The sequence below is a fragment of the Shewanella morhuae genome (genome assembly GCF_900156405.1).
GTDB classification, from domain to species: Bacteria; Pseudomonadota; Gammaproteobacteria; order Enterobacterales; family Shewanellaceae; genus Shewanella; species Shewanella morhuae.
In genome coordinates this window covers 254761-272597 of sequence record NZ_FTNN01000004.1, presented here as the reverse complement: position 1 = coordinate 272597, position 17837 = coordinate 254761, and the positions used below count along the sequence as shown (strand labels likewise).

18 protein-coding genes are annotated in these 17837 nt (G+C 42.7%); 10 read left to right on the top strand and 8 right to left on the bottom strand.

Going from position 1 to position 17837, the window contains the following annotated elements; genetic code table 11:
- Entirely contained in the window at positions 1-1122 is a 1122-nt protein-coding gene (locus BW947_RS07140; protein ID WP_076497943.1) for a succinylglutamate desuccinylase/aspartoacylase family protein, read from the top strand.
- A 62-nt stretch (positions 1123-1184) separates the two neighbouring features.
- Here BW947_RS07140 and BW947_RS07135 read toward each other — a convergent pair whose 3' ends face one another.
- Entirely contained in the window at positions 1185-2150 is a 966-nt protein-coding gene (locus BW947_RS07135) for a zinc transporter ZntB (protein ID WP_076497941.1), read from the bottom strand.
- A gap of 186 nt (positions 2151-2336) precedes the next feature.
- Between BW947_RS07135 and BW947_RS07130 the strand changes: the two genes are divergently transcribed.
- Complete coding sequence (locus BW947_RS07130) at positions 2337-2711, top strand: YacL family protein (protein WP_076497939.1); 375 nt, start codon at positions 2337-2339, stop codon at positions 2709-2711.
- Positions 2712-2812: 101 nt separating this feature from the next.
- On the opposite strand, the gene BW947_RS07125 is transcribed toward BW947_RS07130, so the two are convergent.
- Together BW947_RS07125 and narQ are read right to left on the bottom strand one after the other, a co-directional pair.
- Positions 2813-3442 carry a response regulator gene (locus BW947_RS07125; RefSeq protein WP_076497937.1) on the bottom strand — a complete coding sequence of 210 codons (630 nt, stop codon included), beginning with the start codon at positions 3440-3442 and terminating at the stop codon, positions 2813-2815.
- Positions 3435-5252, bottom strand: coding sequence for a nitrate/nitrite two-component system sensor histidine kinase NarQ (narQ, locus tag BW947_RS07120; RefSeq protein ID WP_143562215.1), 1818 nt, complete (start codon positions 5250-5252; stop codon positions 3435-3437). Before narQ ends, BW947_RS07125 begins: the two co-directional genes overlap by 8 nt.
- A 240-nt stretch (positions 5253-5492) precedes the next feature.
- Here narQ and nrfA point away from each other — a divergent pair, with 240 nt between their 5' ends.
- Complete coding sequence (nrfA, locus tag BW947_RS07115) at positions 5493-6896, top strand: ammonia-forming nitrite reductase cytochrome c552 subunit (RefSeq protein ID WP_076497933.1); 1404 nt, start codon at positions 5493-5495, stop codon at positions 6894-6896.
- 80 nt (positions 6897-6976) lie between these two features.
- Here the strand turns inward: nrfA and BW947_RS07110 are convergent, their stop codons facing one another.
- On the bottom strand, positions 6977-7519 hold the full coding sequence (locus tag BW947_RS07110; protein ID WP_076497932.1) for a hydrolase: 543 nt from the start codon (positions 7517-7519) through the stop codon (positions 6977-6979).
- A 329-nt stretch (positions 7520-7848) separates the two neighbouring features.
- Here BW947_RS07110 and BW947_RS07105 point away from each other — a divergent pair, with 329 nt between their 5' ends.
- From BW947_RS07105 to aroG, 4 genes are all read left to right on the top strand, one after another.
- Positions 7849-8187, top strand: coding sequence for a P-II family nitrogen regulator (locus BW947_RS07105; RefSeq protein ID WP_076497930.1), 339 nt, complete (start codon positions 7849-7851; stop codon positions 8185-8187).
- A gap of 10 nt (positions 8188-8197) precedes the next feature.
- Entirely contained in the window at positions 8198-9448 is a 1251-nt protein-coding gene (locus BW947_RS07100; protein ID WP_076497929.1) for an ammonium transporter, read from the top strand.
- 187 nt (positions 9449-9635) lie between these two features.
- Positions 9636-9974 (top strand): hypothetical protein, encoded by a 339-nt coding sequence (locus BW947_RS07095; protein WP_076497927.1) that lies wholly within the window; start codon positions 9636-9638, stop codon positions 9972-9974.
- Between the two features lie 247 nt (positions 9975-10221).
- Complete coding sequence (gene aroG, locus BW947_RS07090; protein ID WP_076497925.1) at positions 10222-11277, top strand: 3-deoxy-7-phosphoheptulonate synthase AroG; 1056 nt, start codon at positions 10222-10224, stop codon at positions 11275-11277.
- Between the two features lie 87 nt (positions 11278-11364).
- On the opposite strand, the gene BW947_RS18560 is transcribed toward aroG, so the two are convergent.
- Complete coding sequence (locus tag BW947_RS18560) at positions 11365-11541, bottom strand: hypothetical protein (protein WP_107883717.1); 177 nt, start codon at positions 11539-11541, stop codon at positions 11365-11367.
- Between the two features lie 475 nt (positions 11542-12016).
- On the opposite strand from BW947_RS18560, the gene BW947_RS07085 reads away from it, so the two are divergent.
- Both BW947_RS07085 and BW947_RS07080 read left to right on the top strand, forming a co-directional pair.
- Complete coding sequence (locus BW947_RS07085; protein ID WP_076497923.1) at positions 12017-13813, top strand: ABCB family ABC transporter ATP-binding protein/permease; 1797 nt, start codon at positions 12017-12019, stop codon at positions 13811-13813.
- Positions 13814-13893: 80 nt separating this feature from the next.
- The gene (locus tag BW947_RS07080; RefSeq protein ID WP_076497922.1) at positions 13894-14151 is read left to right on the top strand and encodes a hypothetical protein; all 258 of its coding nucleotides are present in this window, start codon (positions 13894-13896) and stop codon (positions 14149-14151) included.
- Positions 14152-14265: 114 nt separating this feature from the next.
- Here BW947_RS07080 and BW947_RS07075 read toward each other — a convergent pair whose 3' ends face one another.
- From BW947_RS07075 to BW947_RS07065, 3 genes are all read right to left on the bottom strand, one after another.
- Positions 14266-14475 carry a hypothetical protein gene (locus BW947_RS07075; RefSeq protein ID WP_076497920.1) on the bottom strand — a complete coding sequence of 70 codons (210 nt, stop codon included), beginning with the start codon at positions 14473-14475 and terminating at the stop codon, positions 14266-14268.
- A gap of 431 nt (positions 14476-14906) precedes the next feature.
- Positions 14907-16397, bottom strand: coding sequence for an FMN-binding glutamate synthase family protein (locus BW947_RS07070; protein WP_076497918.1), 1491 nt, complete (start codon positions 16395-16397; stop codon positions 14907-14909).
- Positions 16398-16407: 10 nt separating this feature from the next.
- Positions 16408-16983 carry a histidine phosphatase family protein gene (locus tag BW947_RS07065; RefSeq protein ID WP_076497917.1) on the bottom strand — a complete coding sequence of 192 codons (576 nt, stop codon included), beginning with the start codon at positions 16981-16983 and terminating at the stop codon, positions 16408-16410.
- A 213-nt stretch (positions 16984-17196) separates the two neighbouring features.
- On the opposite strand from BW947_RS07065, the gene BW947_RS07060 reads away from it, so the two are divergent.
- Positions 17197-17808 carry a DUF5610 domain-containing protein gene (locus BW947_RS07060; protein WP_076497915.1) on the top strand — a complete coding sequence of 204 codons (612 nt, stop codon included), beginning with the start codon at positions 17197-17199 and terminating at the stop codon, positions 17806-17808.
- The last annotated feature ends 29 nt before the right edge of the window (positions 17809-17837 follow it).

Here is a 17837-nt window from a genome sequence, read left to right as displayed (position 1 = left end):
ATGTTGCCGACAACATCGTCTGTGCAAATCGGGGAGCTTGCTGCAGGGCAAGCGCTCACTATCCCTATTTACCATTTTAAGCCGAACGCCGATAAGGCAACCGGCCCAAAAGTGTATATTCAGGCCAATGTGCATGGCGCAGAGGTGCAAGGTAATGCGGTGATTTATCAGCTGATGAAGCAGCTAGAACACTGTGATATTCGCGGCGAAATTATGTTAGTGCCACTGGCTAATCCTCTGGGGATTAATCAAAAAAGTGGTGAGTTTACCCTAGGTAGGTTTGACCCAATTACAGGGACAAACTGGAATCGCGAGTATTTGAATCACGTTATCGACTTGCCGACTTGGTATCGCGAACATGCCAATTTAAGTGACAGTGAGCTGATTCAAGCCTATCGCAGTACGTTAATTGAAGCATGCCAGCAAAAATTACAGTATGAATGGGGTATTACCACCGGCCATAGGCTTGCGGTCAACTTGCAGATTATGGCTCATGGCGCCGATATTGTGCTTGATTTACACACAGGCCCTAAGTCTTGTAAGCATTTGTATTGTCCTGAATATGACCTAGCCGCCGCGCAATTTTTATCGATTCCTTACACGCTAATTATCCCCAATAGTTTTGGCGGTGCGATGGACGAAGCGGCATTTTGTCCTTGGTGGCAATTAAGTGATATGGCAAAGTCACAGGGGCGAAATTTAGCCGTTGCTGTGTCGGCACTCACCTTGGAATTAGCAAGCCAAGAGCGAGTGTGTCTTGAGGATGCGCGGGTGGATGCCCAAGGTATTTTGGCGTATTTGAGCCATCGAGGTGTGATTGCGCAAACGGTTGCACCGGCCAAAATGCCGCGTTTTGGTTGTTACCTTAAAGATTATAAAAAGTATCATGCACCAAGTGCCGGTTTAGTGGAATATCTTGCGCCTGTAGGTGAGCCATTAACGGCGGGACAACCGTTAGTTAATCTATTGCGAATGGATTTATACGGCACGGCGGATGAACTCAAAACCTTAAGTTTACCGCAAGATTGCGTGCCTATCTTACACTTTGCCTCGGCATCTGTGCACCAAGGGACTGAGCTCTACAAAGTCATGACCCAAGTGTTCGAGTTACCGACAACATAATGGCTAACATCAGTAATAACAACGCCAATCCTAATCGATTGACGTTGTTTTTATTGATGTGGCTATAACCATTTAAATCGATAGAACAGCGCCATTTGTAGTCCAACGAGTGAGATTAATATGCCGCAGAAGGTGGCAAAGGCCCAAGTGTTGTCCGCGCCCGGTATGCCACCAATATTGACCCCAAGTAAACCTGTTAAAAAGCCCAGCGGTAAAAAGATTGCCGACACTAAAGATAAGAAATATAAGCGTTTATTAAGCTGTTCTGATTGTTGGCTGAGTAATTCTTCTTGAGTCACATTAGCCCTATCGCGCAGGGCATCAAGATCTTCTATCGTGCGAATAAGCTTATCGTTTGTTTCCCTGAGTTTGAGTCTTTCTGAGTCGGTAAACAGACTGAATTGTTCTGCAATCATTTTTGAGAATGCTTCGCGCTGCGGGGCTAAATAGCGGCGAATAGCCACAGTTTGACGACGTAACTCCGCGATGTCGGTACGCAAATCCTTTACATTACCCGAGACAACTAGCTCTTCTAAATCAGATAGTTGTTCTTCGAGTTTATCGATAAACTCGACTTTTCGATTGGTGAGCCGTTCACACACAGCAACAATAAAATCGCCAGTTGTAGTTGGGCCTGAGCCTTCAATGATTAATTCCGCTACATCTTTAACTGATTGTAACTCGCGATCGCAGGTCGAAATTATCCGCTGCTTATCGGCGAAGATACGCACCGCTATCATGTCTTCGGGAGCTGAATTGGGGTTAAGGTTAACCCCGCGTAACGCAAGTAATATACCTTCGCCAGCGATGACGGCGCGGGGGCGAGTATCTTGCGCCAGTAAAGCATCACTTTCGACTTTAGGTAGGCCGCTATTGAGTATCCAGTGGCGCGCTTTTTTATTGCGATAGCGAAGATGCAGCCAGAGTAAACCATCCTTGGGATCCCATTGTTCAATTTGTTCTAAGCTTAAAGTTGAACCCGCTTGAGCACCACTAAGCACTAAACTATAGATAAATCCATCGTGCATATCACATTCCATTTAACGTCCAGAATCATGTAAACAAGCTAACTGATTTTACAAAGAAAATGAAGTCGGTACTTAGCACTGTGATAGGAGATCTGCATTAATAAACATAACAGACTGAAGCTAAGCAACTTCGCTGCAGATAGGTTAAAATTAGTCTGAGTAGGCTTAGCACAAAGAGACCATAAAATGGAATTCGAATTTCGGCGTAATAGTTTAACGGGCACTTTTTTGGCCAATTTCAGCATGGATCATGAAGTGCTTGGGCAATGGTTTACGGAGGAATTAGGGCCAGATTTAGTCCAAATCCAGCAAGTATTGGATACGATTAACGCAATTCAAAACGATAAATTGGGAGCATGGCGCCTTGTTGGTAATGATTTTACCTTAGAATTAGAGCGTGAGCAGGCGCGAGTTTTTGCCAACACTTTAGGCTTTGAACAAGAATATGAATTAGAAGAAGCAATGTCGCTTTACGATGCTGAGTCTGAAGCCTATTGTGGCCTAGAGGATTTTGAGCAAGCGTTGTTGAGCTGGCGACAGTTTGTAGAGAAGGGCCTGTAACCATCTGTCGAAATGATATATTAAATTCTGATCCAAAAAACGAAAGGCAATCAGATGATTGCCTTTCGTGTATCTGCTATAACGAGTGATTACTCAGCATATTATTGATTCAGGTAGCGCACTGCCATTTCGGTTCTCGACTTGGCATTAGCTTTACGCAGTAGGTTTTTCACGTGTACTTTGACCGTGCCTTCACTAATGTGTAAATGCTCCGAAATCATTCGGTTACTTAATCCCTCTGCCAGTTGCTCCAATATTTGCAACTCCCTTGGGGTTAAGGTTGCTATCCATTCTTGCTCATCGGTGGCATCTTTTAGTTCGTAAAGATATTCCTCAACCTCTTCACTTATTACCCTGTGGCCAAGCATGGCGTTTTTGAGTTTTTCAAGGAGTAAGTCAGGCTCAGTATCTTTGAGTAAGTAGCCATCGGCACCAGCGCGTAATAAACGAATAACATCCTGTTTGGCATCGGATACTGTCAGTATCACTATGCGCGAGGTCACACCTTCTTGGCGCATGGCGTTAAGGGTATCAAGGCCCGTCATACCTTTCATATTCAGGTCGAGCAAGATGATGTCTGGCTCATCGGTGGCAACGGCAGTTAATGCATCTAAACCGCTGCCCGCTTCACCAAACAAGTTGAAATCAGTATCTGAAGCGATGAGTTGGCAAATGCCTTTACGCAAAAGAGGATGGTCATCGACCACCAGAACAGAATAAGGTTTACCCATTTAAAGGCTCCTGTTGAGAGGGAAAAATAAGCGTCACTCTAGTGCCTATTGAGCCGTTGGCATACTGCGCTGGGCCTAATGGATTATTGGAGCTGACTGTATCTGCTTGTTTACTGCATCCTTGCTCAATTATTGTTGTATCGGTATCAAAGTGAGTAGGTGTGTTATCACTAAAAATAACCCTGCCTGAAAGTTTACTCGCTCGTTCGTGCATGATCCCTATGCCAAAGTGTTGATCGCGTTCTTTTAAATATTTAACACCGATGCCGTTATCACACACATTAATATTGACCATACCATATTCATCTTTATAACAATGTATGTTAATCAAACTCGCTTTGGCATGTTTAATGGCATTAAGTGTGGCTTCTCGAGTGATTTGCAATATATGAATATGTTGTTTTGCTTCAAGCCATTGTGGTGCCAGTTTATAGTGTAGAGTGATCTTCACCTCCGTTTTTGTTCTAAGCTGTTCGAGCATAGCTTCTAAGGCACTTTTCAGATCAGGTTCTTTGATGGTTAATCTAAAAGTGGAGAGTAACTCCCTGAGCTGCACATAAGCTGTACTCACCCCTTCGTTGATTTCAGTGAGTTGATTTTCAACCGATGGGCTACGGCAACTGTAGTCTAAGTTTTTACGCAGCAAACTAATTTGAATTTTTAAAAAAGACAGCACTTGTCCAAGTGAATCATGTAATTCCCGCGCAATCACGCCGCGCTCCTCCATCAGTGCTAGTTGCTGTCTCTGCTCAGTTGCATTGTGGATCACGATAGAGCGGTTGAGCATAATAGCGAAATTACTAAACAGTGCAATATTGGGCGTTTGGTCAGAGATTAACTCTAAATAACCTAGGTTAGCGTGCTCAAATTGTAGCGGAAAACGTGTGGTTTCTGATGGTGAATCTGGCCAGCCGCCATCGGCTTCAATGATCTCAATTTCTTGTTCTGGATACTGGATGATAAGTCGTAAATGGTTGAGTGATTCATAATTTTTTAGCTGGTTTAGCGCTGACTTTAGTGCCTTGTAATCAAGTTTATTAGCATTTAATGTCATGAGATTATCATACAAGAATGTCAGCTCATTGTTTGCCCTTGTTAGTGCTAAAGTTTTTTCAGTCACTTGAGACTCTAAATCACCATACAAGGTCGCGAGTTCTTTGGCTGTTTTTTGTAGCGCATTTTTCAATGCGGTAAGTTCGATATATTCAGTTTCGGGCATTTCGATTTCAAAATTACCCTTTGAAATCGTATTCGCCGACTCCATTAACTTTTGTAACGGGATCACCACTTTTTTGCGGGTAAAACGTACAACAACAAAAGCGATAATCAGCATTATACCTAGGCCTAATATTTGGCTAACGGCAAGTAACTTAAGCTTAAAGGCGGCGTGTTGCTCCATTTCGAGTACCAATAAATCGATGGTATCGACAAAATCCTTCAAAGACGTCACATAATCGCGAGAGTTTTCCTGCTCAATATAGTGCTTCATCACTAACCATTTATCGACCACGAGTTGGTATTGGTTAATAATTTTTGGCTGGCTTAGCCAGCCTTTAGTCGGTTGCAGGGCTTCAGAGTGGAGGGTATTTTCAAATTCCATTATTTTCTTGTGGGCATTGTCGCTACCTGAATTAGCATAGAACATCAGTCGATAACTTTGCATGCGTAGCGAACCTGAAGCGTTAATGGCTTTAGCATCGCCTAAACTGTAAGACAAATTGATGATAGCAAAGGTCGACAAACTACTCGAAAGTAGAATAAGTATTAACATTACCCCTAATATTTTAGAGGTAAGACTGCCTCGTTTCATTATTCCGCTATCCATCTTGGTGGCCATTGTCGTTGCGTTTTGCAGTGTTTTTTACATTAGAAAATAATGTAATACATTAACAAAAATACAGAAGTGTGAACAACAACACGATTACATTTTGATCTAGCGCAAACTTCGCACACTATACTCACTAAGAGGTATGTCTTTGGAGGGGGTAAGCTATTAAGTTCGACCATGGAGATGTCGTAATTAATAACAATAATGCAACACGGAGATGAGATGATGAAGAAGATGACAGGTAAGTCCCTTGCATTAAGTGCATTGGTTGCCGCCAGCTTCATGGCAACGAGTGCAATGGCGAGTGATAAGACCGAACCTCGTAATGAAGTTTATAAAGATAAGTTTGCTAACCAATATAATAGCTGGCACGACACGGATAAAAGTGAAGAGATGGTTGATGCGCTTGCCCAAGACCCTAATATGGTGATCTTATGGGCGGGCTATGGTTTTGCTAAAGATTATAATGCGCCTCGTGGTCACATGTATGCCATAACCGATATGCGTAATACTCTACGTACCGGTGCTCCTGTGGATGCAGAAGATGGTCCAATGCCTATGGCGTGCTGGAGCTGTAAGAGCCCAGATGTACCTCGTTTGATTGAAGAGCAAGGCGAGGACGGTTATTTCAAAGGTAAGTGGTCAAAGGGCGGCCCTGAAGTGACTAATGTCATTGGTTGTGGTGATTGCCATGAAAAAGGTTCTCCAAAGTTACGTATTTCACGCCCTTATGCAGATCGTGCTTTTGAAGTGATAGGTACACCCTTTAGTAAAGCTTCAAAACAAGATAAAGAGTCAATGGTTTGTGGTCAGTGCCACGTTGAATATTATTTTGAGAAAACCGAAGATAGAAAGAATTTTGTTAAATTCCCATGGGATATGGGCATGAATGTTGACAAAATGGAAGTCTATTATGACTCAATCCAATTTTCAGATTGGACACATGCTCTTTCTAAAACACCTATGCTAAAAGCTCAGCACCCTGAGTATGAAACGTGGAAAATGGGCATTCACGGTATGAATAACGTCAGTTGTGTTGATTGTCACATGCCAAAAGTGACCAATGCAGCAGGTAAGAAGTTTACTGATCATAAAGTGGGCAATCCATTTGACCGTTTTGAAGAAACATGTGCCACTTGCCACAACCAAACTAAAGAGTTTTTGGTCGGTGTGACGAATGAGCGTAAAGCTAAAGTTAAAGAGATGAAGTTGAAAGCGGAAGAACAATTAGTTAAAGCACACTTTGAAGCTGCCGCGGCTTGGAAAGCTGGTGCAACTGAAGCTGAAATGCAACCAATCTTAACTGATATCCGTCACTCACAATGGCGTTGGGACTTAGCTATTGCGTCTCACGGCGTAGCGGCTCATGCTCCAGAAGAAGCACTGCGTATGCTGGGAACATCAGTCAATAAAGCTGCTGATGCGCGGGTTAAGTTAGCGCAATTACTGGGTAAAAAAGGCATCACAGATCCAGTGGCCGTTCCAGATATTTCGACTAAAGCTAAAGCACAAGCTGTATTAGGTATGGACATGGAAAAAATGAATGCAGACAAAGAAGCATTCAAGAAAAACGTGTTACCTAAGTGGGATGAAGAAGCGAAAAAACGCGAAGCAACCTACAAATAATTAGCCATATTTTAAACTGAGTTAACCACGCTCTACTAAAAAGCCCTCGATATCGAGGGCTTTTTTATTGGGTATCAAACTCACTTTATGAGTTTGATTAATGCTCTAAAGCGATCACCCTGTGCTTGGTGCTGTAATTCAAATAATAACGATTCCACATTGGTTAACTGTGCCCCTTGTGCTGTCATCATTTGGATCCCAAGTTGTTTATTATCGGCACTACGTGAGGAGACGCCATCAGCAACGATATGCACTGCATATTGTTGTTCGATAAGATCACAACAGGTTTGATATACACAAACGTGGGTTTCAATACCTGCGAGTAATACATGTTTGCGATTTGTCTTAGTGAGTGCTTGTGCAAACTCTTCACAGTGCCAGCCGCTAAAATGCTGTTTGGCTATAGGGGAGCTGGTTTTATTCAGTAAGGTTTGTAGCTCAGGGCTGGTGGTGCCAAGTTTATCTGGTAGTTGCTCTAACCAGAGTATGGGGATTTCAAATAATTGTGCACCTTGAATTAAGGTCTGTAGCTGTTGGTGCAATTTTTCACTGTTATCCATGATTTGTGCGAGTTTCCCCTGCACATCGACGATAACAAGAACACATTCTTCGGGTTTTAACATCGGGTCTTCCTTCCGTGCTTAATAGTTATCTTAGTCTGATCTTCGTTATTAGGACTGAGTGGTTTAGCTCTTACTTCATTTTCTACCTATCCAGTAAACCCCAATTTAACCCTGTTACCAATAGGCCTAAGGTCGAATGGTTACTGTAGTGGCATTGCTCGTTAAAAGAGCAACTCTAATCCGTTACTGCTCTTTTATGGTGCAATTAGCGTCTAAAAGAATAGCATCAAATGGTTTTAATGATTAAAAATCAATGCTTTAAATATATGGCCTAATGATTGAATTGTCTTTGATACAAGTTAATAACAATCGTATTTTTGGAGGTCAAAATGAAACTCGTCAGTGCAATCATAAAGCCATTTAAGTTGGATGATGTTCGTGAGGCTATTGCTGCAATCGGCATTGAGGGTATGACAGTGACCGAAGTTAAGGGCTTTGGCCGTCAAAAAGGGCACACAGAGCTGTATCGCGGCGCCGAATATCAGGTGGATTTTTTGCCAAAAGTAAAACTCGAAATAGCGATTAAGGCCGAGGATCTGGACATGCTGATAGAGGCTATTACCACCGCGGCCCATACCGGAAAAATTGGCGACGGTAAGGTTTTTGTTGTTGATTTAGAACACGCTATCCGTATCCGTACGGGTGAACTCGATACAGAAGCGTTATAAGGGGCTAACAATGGAAGAGCTAACAAAATTAGGCAGTACAGTCACTGAATTACGCTTTGCGCTTGATACATTTTACTTTTTAGTTTCAGGTGCTTTGGTTATGTGGATGGCCGCAGGGTTTGCAATGTTAGAGGCGGGTTTAGTCCGCTCTAAAAATACTACTGAAATATTAACAAAGAACGTAATTTTATATTCAATTGCCTGCGTTATGTACTTGCTCGTTGGGTATAACATTATGTACGTAGATAATGCTGAAGGTGGATGGTTACCTAGTTTAGGTACGCTAATCGGCTCTCAATCTGCAGACGCAAGTCATGCGCTCGAAGCTGATTTCTTCTTCCAAGTCGTCTTTGTTGCCACGGCGATGTCGATTGTCTCTGGGGCTGTGGCTGAACGGATGAAGTTATGGGCTTTCCTGTTCTTTTCCGTGGTAATGACAGGGATTATTTATCCTGTTGAAGGTTATTGGACGTGGGGACAAGGGTTTATCACTAAACTGGGTTTTGTAGACTTTGCGGGTAGCGGTATCGTGCATATGACGGGAGCTACGGCTGCAATAGTGGGAGTATTATTATTGGGGCCGCGTAAGGGGAAATATGGTCCTAACGGACAAGTGAATCCTATACCAGGCTCTAACTTACCTATGGCAACCTTAGGGATGTTTATTTTGTGGATGGGATGGTTTGGTTTCAACGGCGGCTCGCAATTAATGCTCTCGGATGCAGCGAATGCCAGCTCAGTGGCTAAAGTGTTCGTTAATACGAATACCGCCGCCGCTTGTGGTGCGATCTCGGCGCTTATTGTGTGCAAGATGATTTGGGGCAAAGCAGATCTCACTATGGTACTCAACGGTATTCTCGCCGGTTTAGTCGCCATTACTGCAGATCCATTATCTCCATCGTTGTTAATGGCGGGGGTCATCGGTTTAGTGGCTGGTGCCGTCGTGATATTCTCGATAGTGGGTTTAGATCGCATTAAAATCGACGATCCTGTTGGCGCGATTTCAGTGCACGGTGTGGCCGGATTCCTAGGGTTAATGTGTGTGCCATTATCCAACAGTGACGCGACGATAAGTGCCCAGTTAACAGGGGCTGCAATTATTTTTACTTGGGTATTTTGCTCATCATTTATAGTCTGGTATGTGATTAAAATGACCATGGGGATCCGCGTTACCGAGGAAGAGGAATATAACGGTATGGATTCTTCTGATTGCGGTATTGATGCGTATCCTGAGTTTGTCACAGTGAAAAGTGCGAGTTGATAATACACCTTGATGCATAGCGTAGTTCGAGGGATAGTAAAGCAGAGCTTTGGCTCTGCTTTTTTTATGGATTTGTTTTTTTATTGAGGGTCAATTATTGAGGGTCAATGTAGAACAAACGAGTCGGCTTAGTATTAAGCTGCTGACTAAAAAAATTTATATTATAGCGATGGTTTAGGAGCTAACTATGCGGTGGAATTTAAACGCAGATCGTCGAGTTATAAGCCTTTTTTTGATTGTTATCTCAGGGCTAATATCAACTTCTGTGGTAGCCGGTGAAGTGATCGTTAATCGTTCGAGTGAGCCTATAGATGCTTTTGCGGTGCGCGACCAAGTGCTTAAAGATTTTGAGTGGCAGGAATCGATTCGTCGGCAGCAACAAATTCAAATTCTACAGGCTTTACCCTTTGGTTGTATTACTGCTATGCGTCCTTATCGATATTTTATCTGTGGTGAACGTCATTACCGACCATATAACTACCAACAGCGCGAGTTATATATAGAGATTGACCCACCTGAGCAGTAGCTAGCAGGTTAACTCTGCAGTTACCGTGAAATGAACGATTGAGTGTGAATGTCATTAGATGCAACTTTTAGAGTTACTGAATTTAAAAATATATTAAAACAATCAGTTATATTTGATTTTTTCAAATAGAAACAAGTTGGTTGCATTGACGTTTCAGACTCGATAAATTTAACTCAGTATTGCAGTTGAGATCCCTTATCGCAGCGATAGAAATAGCCTAAAAAACCAGCGTTGGAGCAGTAGAATTATGTATTACCAAAATGATGATGTTCGCATTAAAGAAGTAAAAGAGTTACTTCCTCCTATTGCGATTCTTGAACGATTTCCTGCTTCCGAAAAAGCTTCTGCGACAGTATTCAATGCACGCAATAATATTCACAATATTCTCGCCAAAACAGATGATCGCCTTTTAGTGGTGATTGGACCTTGTTCAATCCATGATCCTAAGGCCGCATTAGAATATGGACAGCGTTTAGTTGCGCTGCGTGAACGCTATAAAGATCAGCTCGAAATTGTAATGCGAGTGTATTTTGAAAAACCGCGAACCACAGTGGGTTGGAAGGGATTGATTAACGATCCTTACATGGATAACAGCTTTAAACTCAATGATGGCTTACGTACCGCGCGTAAATTATTAGTGGATTTAAATGATAGCGGTATGCCGGCAGCGGGTGAGTTTCTCGATATGATCACCCCGCAGTACATGGCAGATTTAATGTGTTGGGGTGCTATTGGTGCCCGCACGACAGAGTCACAGGTACATAGAGAATTGGCTTCGGGTCTTTCATGCCCAGTAGGCTTCAAAAATGGAACTGACGGCACGATTAAGGTTGCAATCGATGCGATAGGTGCCGCCAATGCACCGCATCATTTTTTATCAGTGACTAAGCTCGGCCATTCGGCAATTGTTTCGACTAAGGGAAATCCTGATTGCCATATTATTTTACGGGGTGGTCGTGAGCCAAATTACAGTGCACCGCATGTGGCTAAAATTAGCGAACAATTATTAAAAGCTCAACTGACTGATAATATTATGATTGACTTTAGTCATGCTAATAGCAGTAAAGAGTATCAACGCCAGATGGTGGTTGCTGAGGATGTCGCAGCTCAGCTGGCAACGGGTAATATGGCTATTTTTGGGGTTATGGTTGAGAGCAATTTAATTGCAGGTCGTCAGGATTTAGTAGCAGGTCAAACATTATGTTATGGCCAGAGTGTGACCGATGCATGTATTGGTTGGGATGATACTGAGCGACTTTTAGCCATATTAAATCATAGCGTTATCGAACGCCGCCAGAATTAATATTAATACCAACGCGAAGTGTTGATGATGCTGAACAATGGCTAAACTTAAAGGCGCTATATTAGCGCCCTTATTCTGTTAATTTTCTTATGCTGGACTTGTTTCAGCTAGATATTCGTTTGCTTTGGCTAAGCTGCCAAAGGCGGCAATAAGGTTATCTCTTCCTTTATCTTGGATCTCTGGATTGCCTGATTCAATCATCATCCACACCCAAGTTTGGATCAGTGGTAGGGGTGGGTACTGAACTTTAGCTGAGTCGAACATAACGCTTCCTTTGATCTTAATTTAATGGATATGCTTTAATATTATCGCGATAGCTTTGGCGTGACAATCACCAAGGCTCGGGCTTGAGCTTAACAAACTCTATCGTTTTTTATAACTATTTACATGATATTCCCCACTGAAACTGAAGAAATAATCAATAACGACAGTCGTCTCGTTAAAATCGTTATCAATGGCTGCTAATATTCTGTTTTAATCGGTTATTGCTGCAAGATTATAAGCTCTGATGAGGATGCTGGCAGTTGTATGGGTTTGATCTGTGTGGATGACTACAGCTAGACGATATGCATCAGCTTTTAGCGATAAATTAGGTTAAGATAGTGTGCTTTACATTGTAAGCAGGTGGTGACGTAGGTAAATGAAATCTAGTTGATTTTATTCGTGCTTTTGCCGTCTCAGCTTACTTATTTAGTCTGACATTATTGCAACTAGCCTAACTCATTAAAGGTTATATTCCATGCGCCCAACGCATTATTTAGACGGTCCAGTTGATAAATTAAACTGGCATGTTATGAAGTTACTGTGGCCTTATCTGTTGGAATATAAAGGCCGCATAGCACTAGCCATGTCATGTCTGGTTGTGGCTAAACTCACCAGTATCGCGTTACCTTTCATTCTAAAACATTTAGTTGATACTTTAGATGCCGATAAAACGGCGCAAGCGCTGAGTGTGCCTGTCGGCTTAGTCTTAGCCTATGGCATTTTTCGTTTACTCACGGCCATTACTGGGGAGATCCGCGATACCTTATTTGGTCGCGTGACGGAGCGGGCAATTCGACGTCTTGGATTAGCGGTATTTGAGCATTTGCACCGTCTGGATCTTGATTTTCATCTAGAGCGTAAAACGGGTGGTCTATCCCGTGATATTGAGCGTGGCACTAGCGGTGTGAGTTTTCTCATGCGCTTTATGGTGTTTAATATTGTGCCCACTTTACTCGAAATTATCATGGTTATTGGCATCTTCTTCTTTAACTATGGTATCGCTTTTGCCGCCATTACCTTTGCTGCGGTGCTGGCCTATATTATTTTTTCTGTGGTGGCGACTGAGTGGCGTACCGAATACGTACGGGATGCTGCCAAGGCTGACTCTCTATCAAATAGCCGTGCAGTCGATAGTTTATTAAACTATGAAACCGTAAAGTATTTTAATAATGAGCAATACGAATCTACTCGCTACGATCAAGCGCTTGAGCAGTGGGAAGTAGCAAAACGTAAAAACCGTTTATCTTTGTTTGCACTTAATGGTGGTCAAGCGGTCATTATTGCCTTAGCAATGACGGCTATGATGGCATTAGCAGCTTACCGAGTAACCTATGGCGATATGACCTTAGGTGATTTCGTATTGATTAATGCCTTTATGATGCAACTGTTTTTACCCCTCAACTTTTTAGGTTTTGTGTATCGTGAAATTCGCGGTGCATTAGCCAATATTGAGCGCATGTTCAGCTTACTTGATAAACACCCGATGATCGTTGATTGTCCCCAAGCATTAGATTTTCAGCCTTCAAAGGGAGAACTTTCGTTTGAACAGGTGAGTTTTAGTTATGATGATCGCCCTATTCTTCGGGATGTGAGTTTTAAGGTTGCTGCGGGTAAAAAAGTCGCCGTTGTTGGTGATAGCGGTGCGGGTAAGTCGACACTGATTAAACTGTTATTTCGCTTTTATGACGTAGACCAAGGTGCAATTAAAATCGATGGTCAAGATATTCGACATCTTACACAAGATGCATTGAGACGCGCGATTGCCATAGTGCCGCAAGATACTGTGCTGTTTAACGATTCGTTAGTTGAGAATATACGTTATGGTCGCCCGAACGCGAGCGATGAAGAGGTGCGCAATGCGATTAAGTTAGCACACTTAGAACAATTTATTGGCTCACTGGCCCAGGGGTGGGACACCAAAGTGGGTGAGCGCGGCCTAAAACTCTCAGGTGGCGAAAAACAGCGGGTCGCAATAGCAAGGGCCATCTTAAAAGGCTCACCGGTATTGGTTTTTGATGAAGCGACATCTTCACTTGATAGCCGTTCTGAACAAGCTATTTTGTCGGCACTGCGTGAAGTGGCTAAGGGGCATACTAGCCTAGTAGTGGCACACCGATTATCGACGATTGTCGATGCAGACCAAATTGTAGTATTGAGCCAAGGAGAGATTGTTGAACAAGGTAATCATCAGACATTACTGTTAGCAAATGGCTTATATGCCAAATTATGGCGAATACAAAATGAGCAGCTGCATACTCACCCAAGCAGCTAATAGCCCAAGATAATTCAGTCGTTATTCAGCTTTAGCTCTCTATACTCAATGGCAATACATCATCCTGAAGAGATTTAAGCATGAAGAATATGACACTGAGAGCTAATATTGAAGGCAAAGAAGATAAAGTCACCACTGATTGGTATGCCATTATGGCAACGTTGAAAGATCGTGGTGTCGATTATGGTTCATTACAACGTATTTATGCTGAATTAAATGCAGGGTTATTAGTGACGACTCGCAGCCTTACCTTGGCTAAGGTCAATGTGGAAATGGTACTTGCGGGGGTTATCCGTGAGATGAATATGCCAGCAAGTTATAGCATGGGCCGACGTTAGGTGAGTAAAGGCGAGAGGGGTAATGTAAAAACACAAGGTAGGAAGTCGAGCGCGGTTGTTAGTCTCAATACCCCTGAAAACCTATATGCTAAAAATGCTCAGCGTAACAAAAAATCAAGCTTTATCGTTTAGCTTTGCCGCTTTCCAACCTTCACATAATAGGTTTAGTTTAGGTGTAGATTCATCAATGAGAGTGAGCCTAATAATCTGTCCTTCACGAAAACATACCATTTCACCTTCGATCTCAGTTAAACGGTTACAGCTTTTACAGCTCGAGCTGACAGTTTTACTGAGTGGTTGTTGGCTTAAGAAACTAGGTTTCAAGATACTTCCTTATGTTTTGTGTAGGTAAGATGATTAAAATGTTGTCTTACTTCACGAATCTTACCTCTTTTGTGGTACATATTCAAATATACCTTATGTAGATAGAGTGTAGACGAAAGTTTTACAGTCCAGTAGCTGCGTGTGGTTTAATGCAAATTACATTATCTATCTAATCAGTTCAGAGCCTTATAGGTATTTCAATCCGAGGCGCATTGACGCAGAAATGGTTATTCCCTTTTAAGTCAATGTAACACGGGAGTGGGATGCCAGTGAGGCTCCCAAAGGGCGGCTGATTTAACTGCATGGCAATGCGCTTTATACTGCGTTTAAGGCTTTCGACAGAGCACCACTATGCCTTCAAGCCTTCACCTTGTCTAAAGCGCGTTGAACTCCCGCTGAATGAACAGATATTAAATACGATTGGTATGACGCTACTGAGCCATATGTGCATAGTATTTATCGAGTGAGACCGATAAGCCACTTTCTAGCACGATCCGTACATGTGTAGGTTTGAGTTGCCGAGGTTCTGTTACACCACAAGAGTGTGCAATTAACCCTAAATCATGGTGCAAGTTATGATGATAGTTGGCAACACGAGTCGATTTATCCCGAGGGTTTAATCCTTGCTGTAATTTAGGATTGTGCGTTGTGATCCCCGTTGGACACGTATCTTTATTGCACTGCAAGGCTTGAATACAGCCAAGAGCGAACATATTGCCACGTGCTGACGCGATAAAATCAGCGCCTAATGCTAATGCCCAAGCTACTTTTGAAGGGACGACAAGTTTCCCTGATGCGATCACTTTAATGCGTTTACGCAAGCCCCGCTGGATTAAAATTTTCACTAAAATCGGTAAGCTTTCTTTCAGTGGTAGGCCAACGTAATCCATTAACGATTGCGGCGCGGCACCAGTGCCACCGTCGGCACTGTCTAAGGTGAAAAAGTCGGGGGCAGAATCCTCTCCACGGCGCTCAATTTCATCGCATAAATCCTCAAGCCACTGCACATCGCCAAGTACTGCTTTAATGCCAGTGGGTTTACCGGTTACTTCACGTACTCTTGCAATCATATCCAGAATATCATTCACGGATTTAAATTCGACGTGACCATTGGGGCTAATTGAATCGTGCCCTGGCGGAATACCACGAATATGCGCAATCTCTGCCGTGACCTTTACACCGGGTAAAATACCCCCTTTGCCGGGTTTGGCGCCTTGGCTCATTTTAATTTCAAACATTTTAACTTCGGGATGAAGCGCAATCGCCTTGAGTTTTTCATCGTCTAAGTGTCCGTGTTCATTGCGAACACCATATTTAGCCGTACCAATTTGAAACACGAGATCGCAGCCACCTTTAAGATGATAGGGGCTCAAGCCACCTTCTCCCGTATTCAGCCAACAACCTGCCTGCGCAGCGCCATGGGAAAGTGCTGTCACTGCTGGGCGTGACAAGGCACCAAAACTCATCGCTGAGATGTGACAAATTGCATTGGTAGTATATGGCTGACGACAATGTGTCCCTATGGTAAGTGGATGGATTGGGGTGACATCTTCATCGGGAGTCGGGAAGGCAGTGTTCATAAACATAATCGTGCCAGCATTATCTAAGGGCCGCGTTGAACCGAATGCTATGGTTCTATCTACGTTTTTAGCCGCGCGGTATACCCAGCTGCGTTCTGCCCGGTTAAAAGGAAGTTCTTCCCTGTCTTGGGCAAAAAAGTATTGTCTAAAGAATTCGCCTTGTTTCTCAAATAAGTATCTAAAACGGCCTATCACGGGGTAATTATGTCTAATGGCTTGTTTAGTTTGCATTTTGTCAGCGATATACATATAGACTACCGCCAGAACCCCAAGGGCCACTAGAATCAAAAAGAGCCCGGAAAACAGGTCGAGTCCCCATATAAACCAATTAAGTTCACTCATGTTTTTATCCTTATTCTTGTCCATAACGGGTAGCGATTAAGCTCGCGGGTTGGCCATCATTAAGCGAGAGTAAAAACAGCTGGCTGTAATCATCTTCATTAATCGCTTGAATCTCAGGTCCGCCAAGGGCTTTGATGATGAGGGGCACAGTGTCGGAATGCCCTGCAATCAGCGTATTTCCTTGCACGGCATACACTTGCTCAACAATGTGTTGGATATGTTGTTCGATAGCATTAGCTTCCACAATCGTCACCGGTAAATGGCGAACTTCAGCAATGGGCTCAAGTGTTTGCTGAGTCCGCTGGTATTGAGTTGCAATCAGTTGCGATAGCGGCGTGCGATGTAAAACATTAATCAATAATGTGGCGCGTATGTCTCCTTTAGGAGACAACTGCGGATCTTTAACTGGCGTGTCAGCTTTTTCGGCATGCCTGACAATAATGATCAGTCGGTTTTCTGCATTAGCTTGGCTAATCGGTGCGAAGTTAAGGCTAATAAATAGAATGAAGGTCAGTAAGTTAACTTTTTTTATATGCGTCAGTAAATGATATTTAAACCCACGACTAATGAGGCGGCTTACTGCCATTATGTAACATCCTTTTCTAGCATTTGTGGTTATTAGCTTAGCAATAGTGATGTAGTGGCGATCATAAAAAATAACTAATTTATGTACAACATATCAACACCTTGTGGCTTTGATGGTACTTCAATTTTAAAAATTACTAAAGCCGGTTAAATTTTGGCCGATAGTTAAGTTAACCCTATAATCAAATTAACGTGAGTTAAATGGATAACTATTATGGAAATTAATAAGTCTCTCCCAGTGCAAAGTGCACCTTTGCCACAGAAAAAGAATGCTGAAAACGCGGCGCCTAAGAATACCGACGTGAGTGATTTAAAAGAAGTTAAAGTTACCTCTAAACAAACTGCTCAACAAACAAGTAAGCAACTGATGAATCAGGCTATTTTATCGGCTCAGCAGGACGTCAATATTAAATCTGGCGATAAGTCGATGGTATTACTTTATCGTGCTGCGATAGAGTCGATTAATAAAGAATTAGCGCCAACCATGGGCCAGAATGCAATTCAAACCGCTTATGATAATGGCGTAGATACTTCACCCGAAGCTACCGCTGACAGGATAGTGAGCTTTGCGACAAAGTTTTTTAGTGTTCATCAGCAACAACATTCAGGTATGAGTCTAGACGATCAACTTGAGAGTTTTATGGGAATTATTGGTGGTGCAATTGATAGTGGTTTTAAGGATGCAAAGGATATTTTATCTGGCCTTAAAGTGTTGCAGGGCGATATCGCTAAGGGTGTTGATAAAACTTACTCCTTAGTGCAAGACGGACTACAGGCTTTTAGAGATAGTTTTAAGCCAAAATCGGAAGACACTCAAGCAGGCTGAATGTAATGTTTTATTTGAGCATTGTTAGA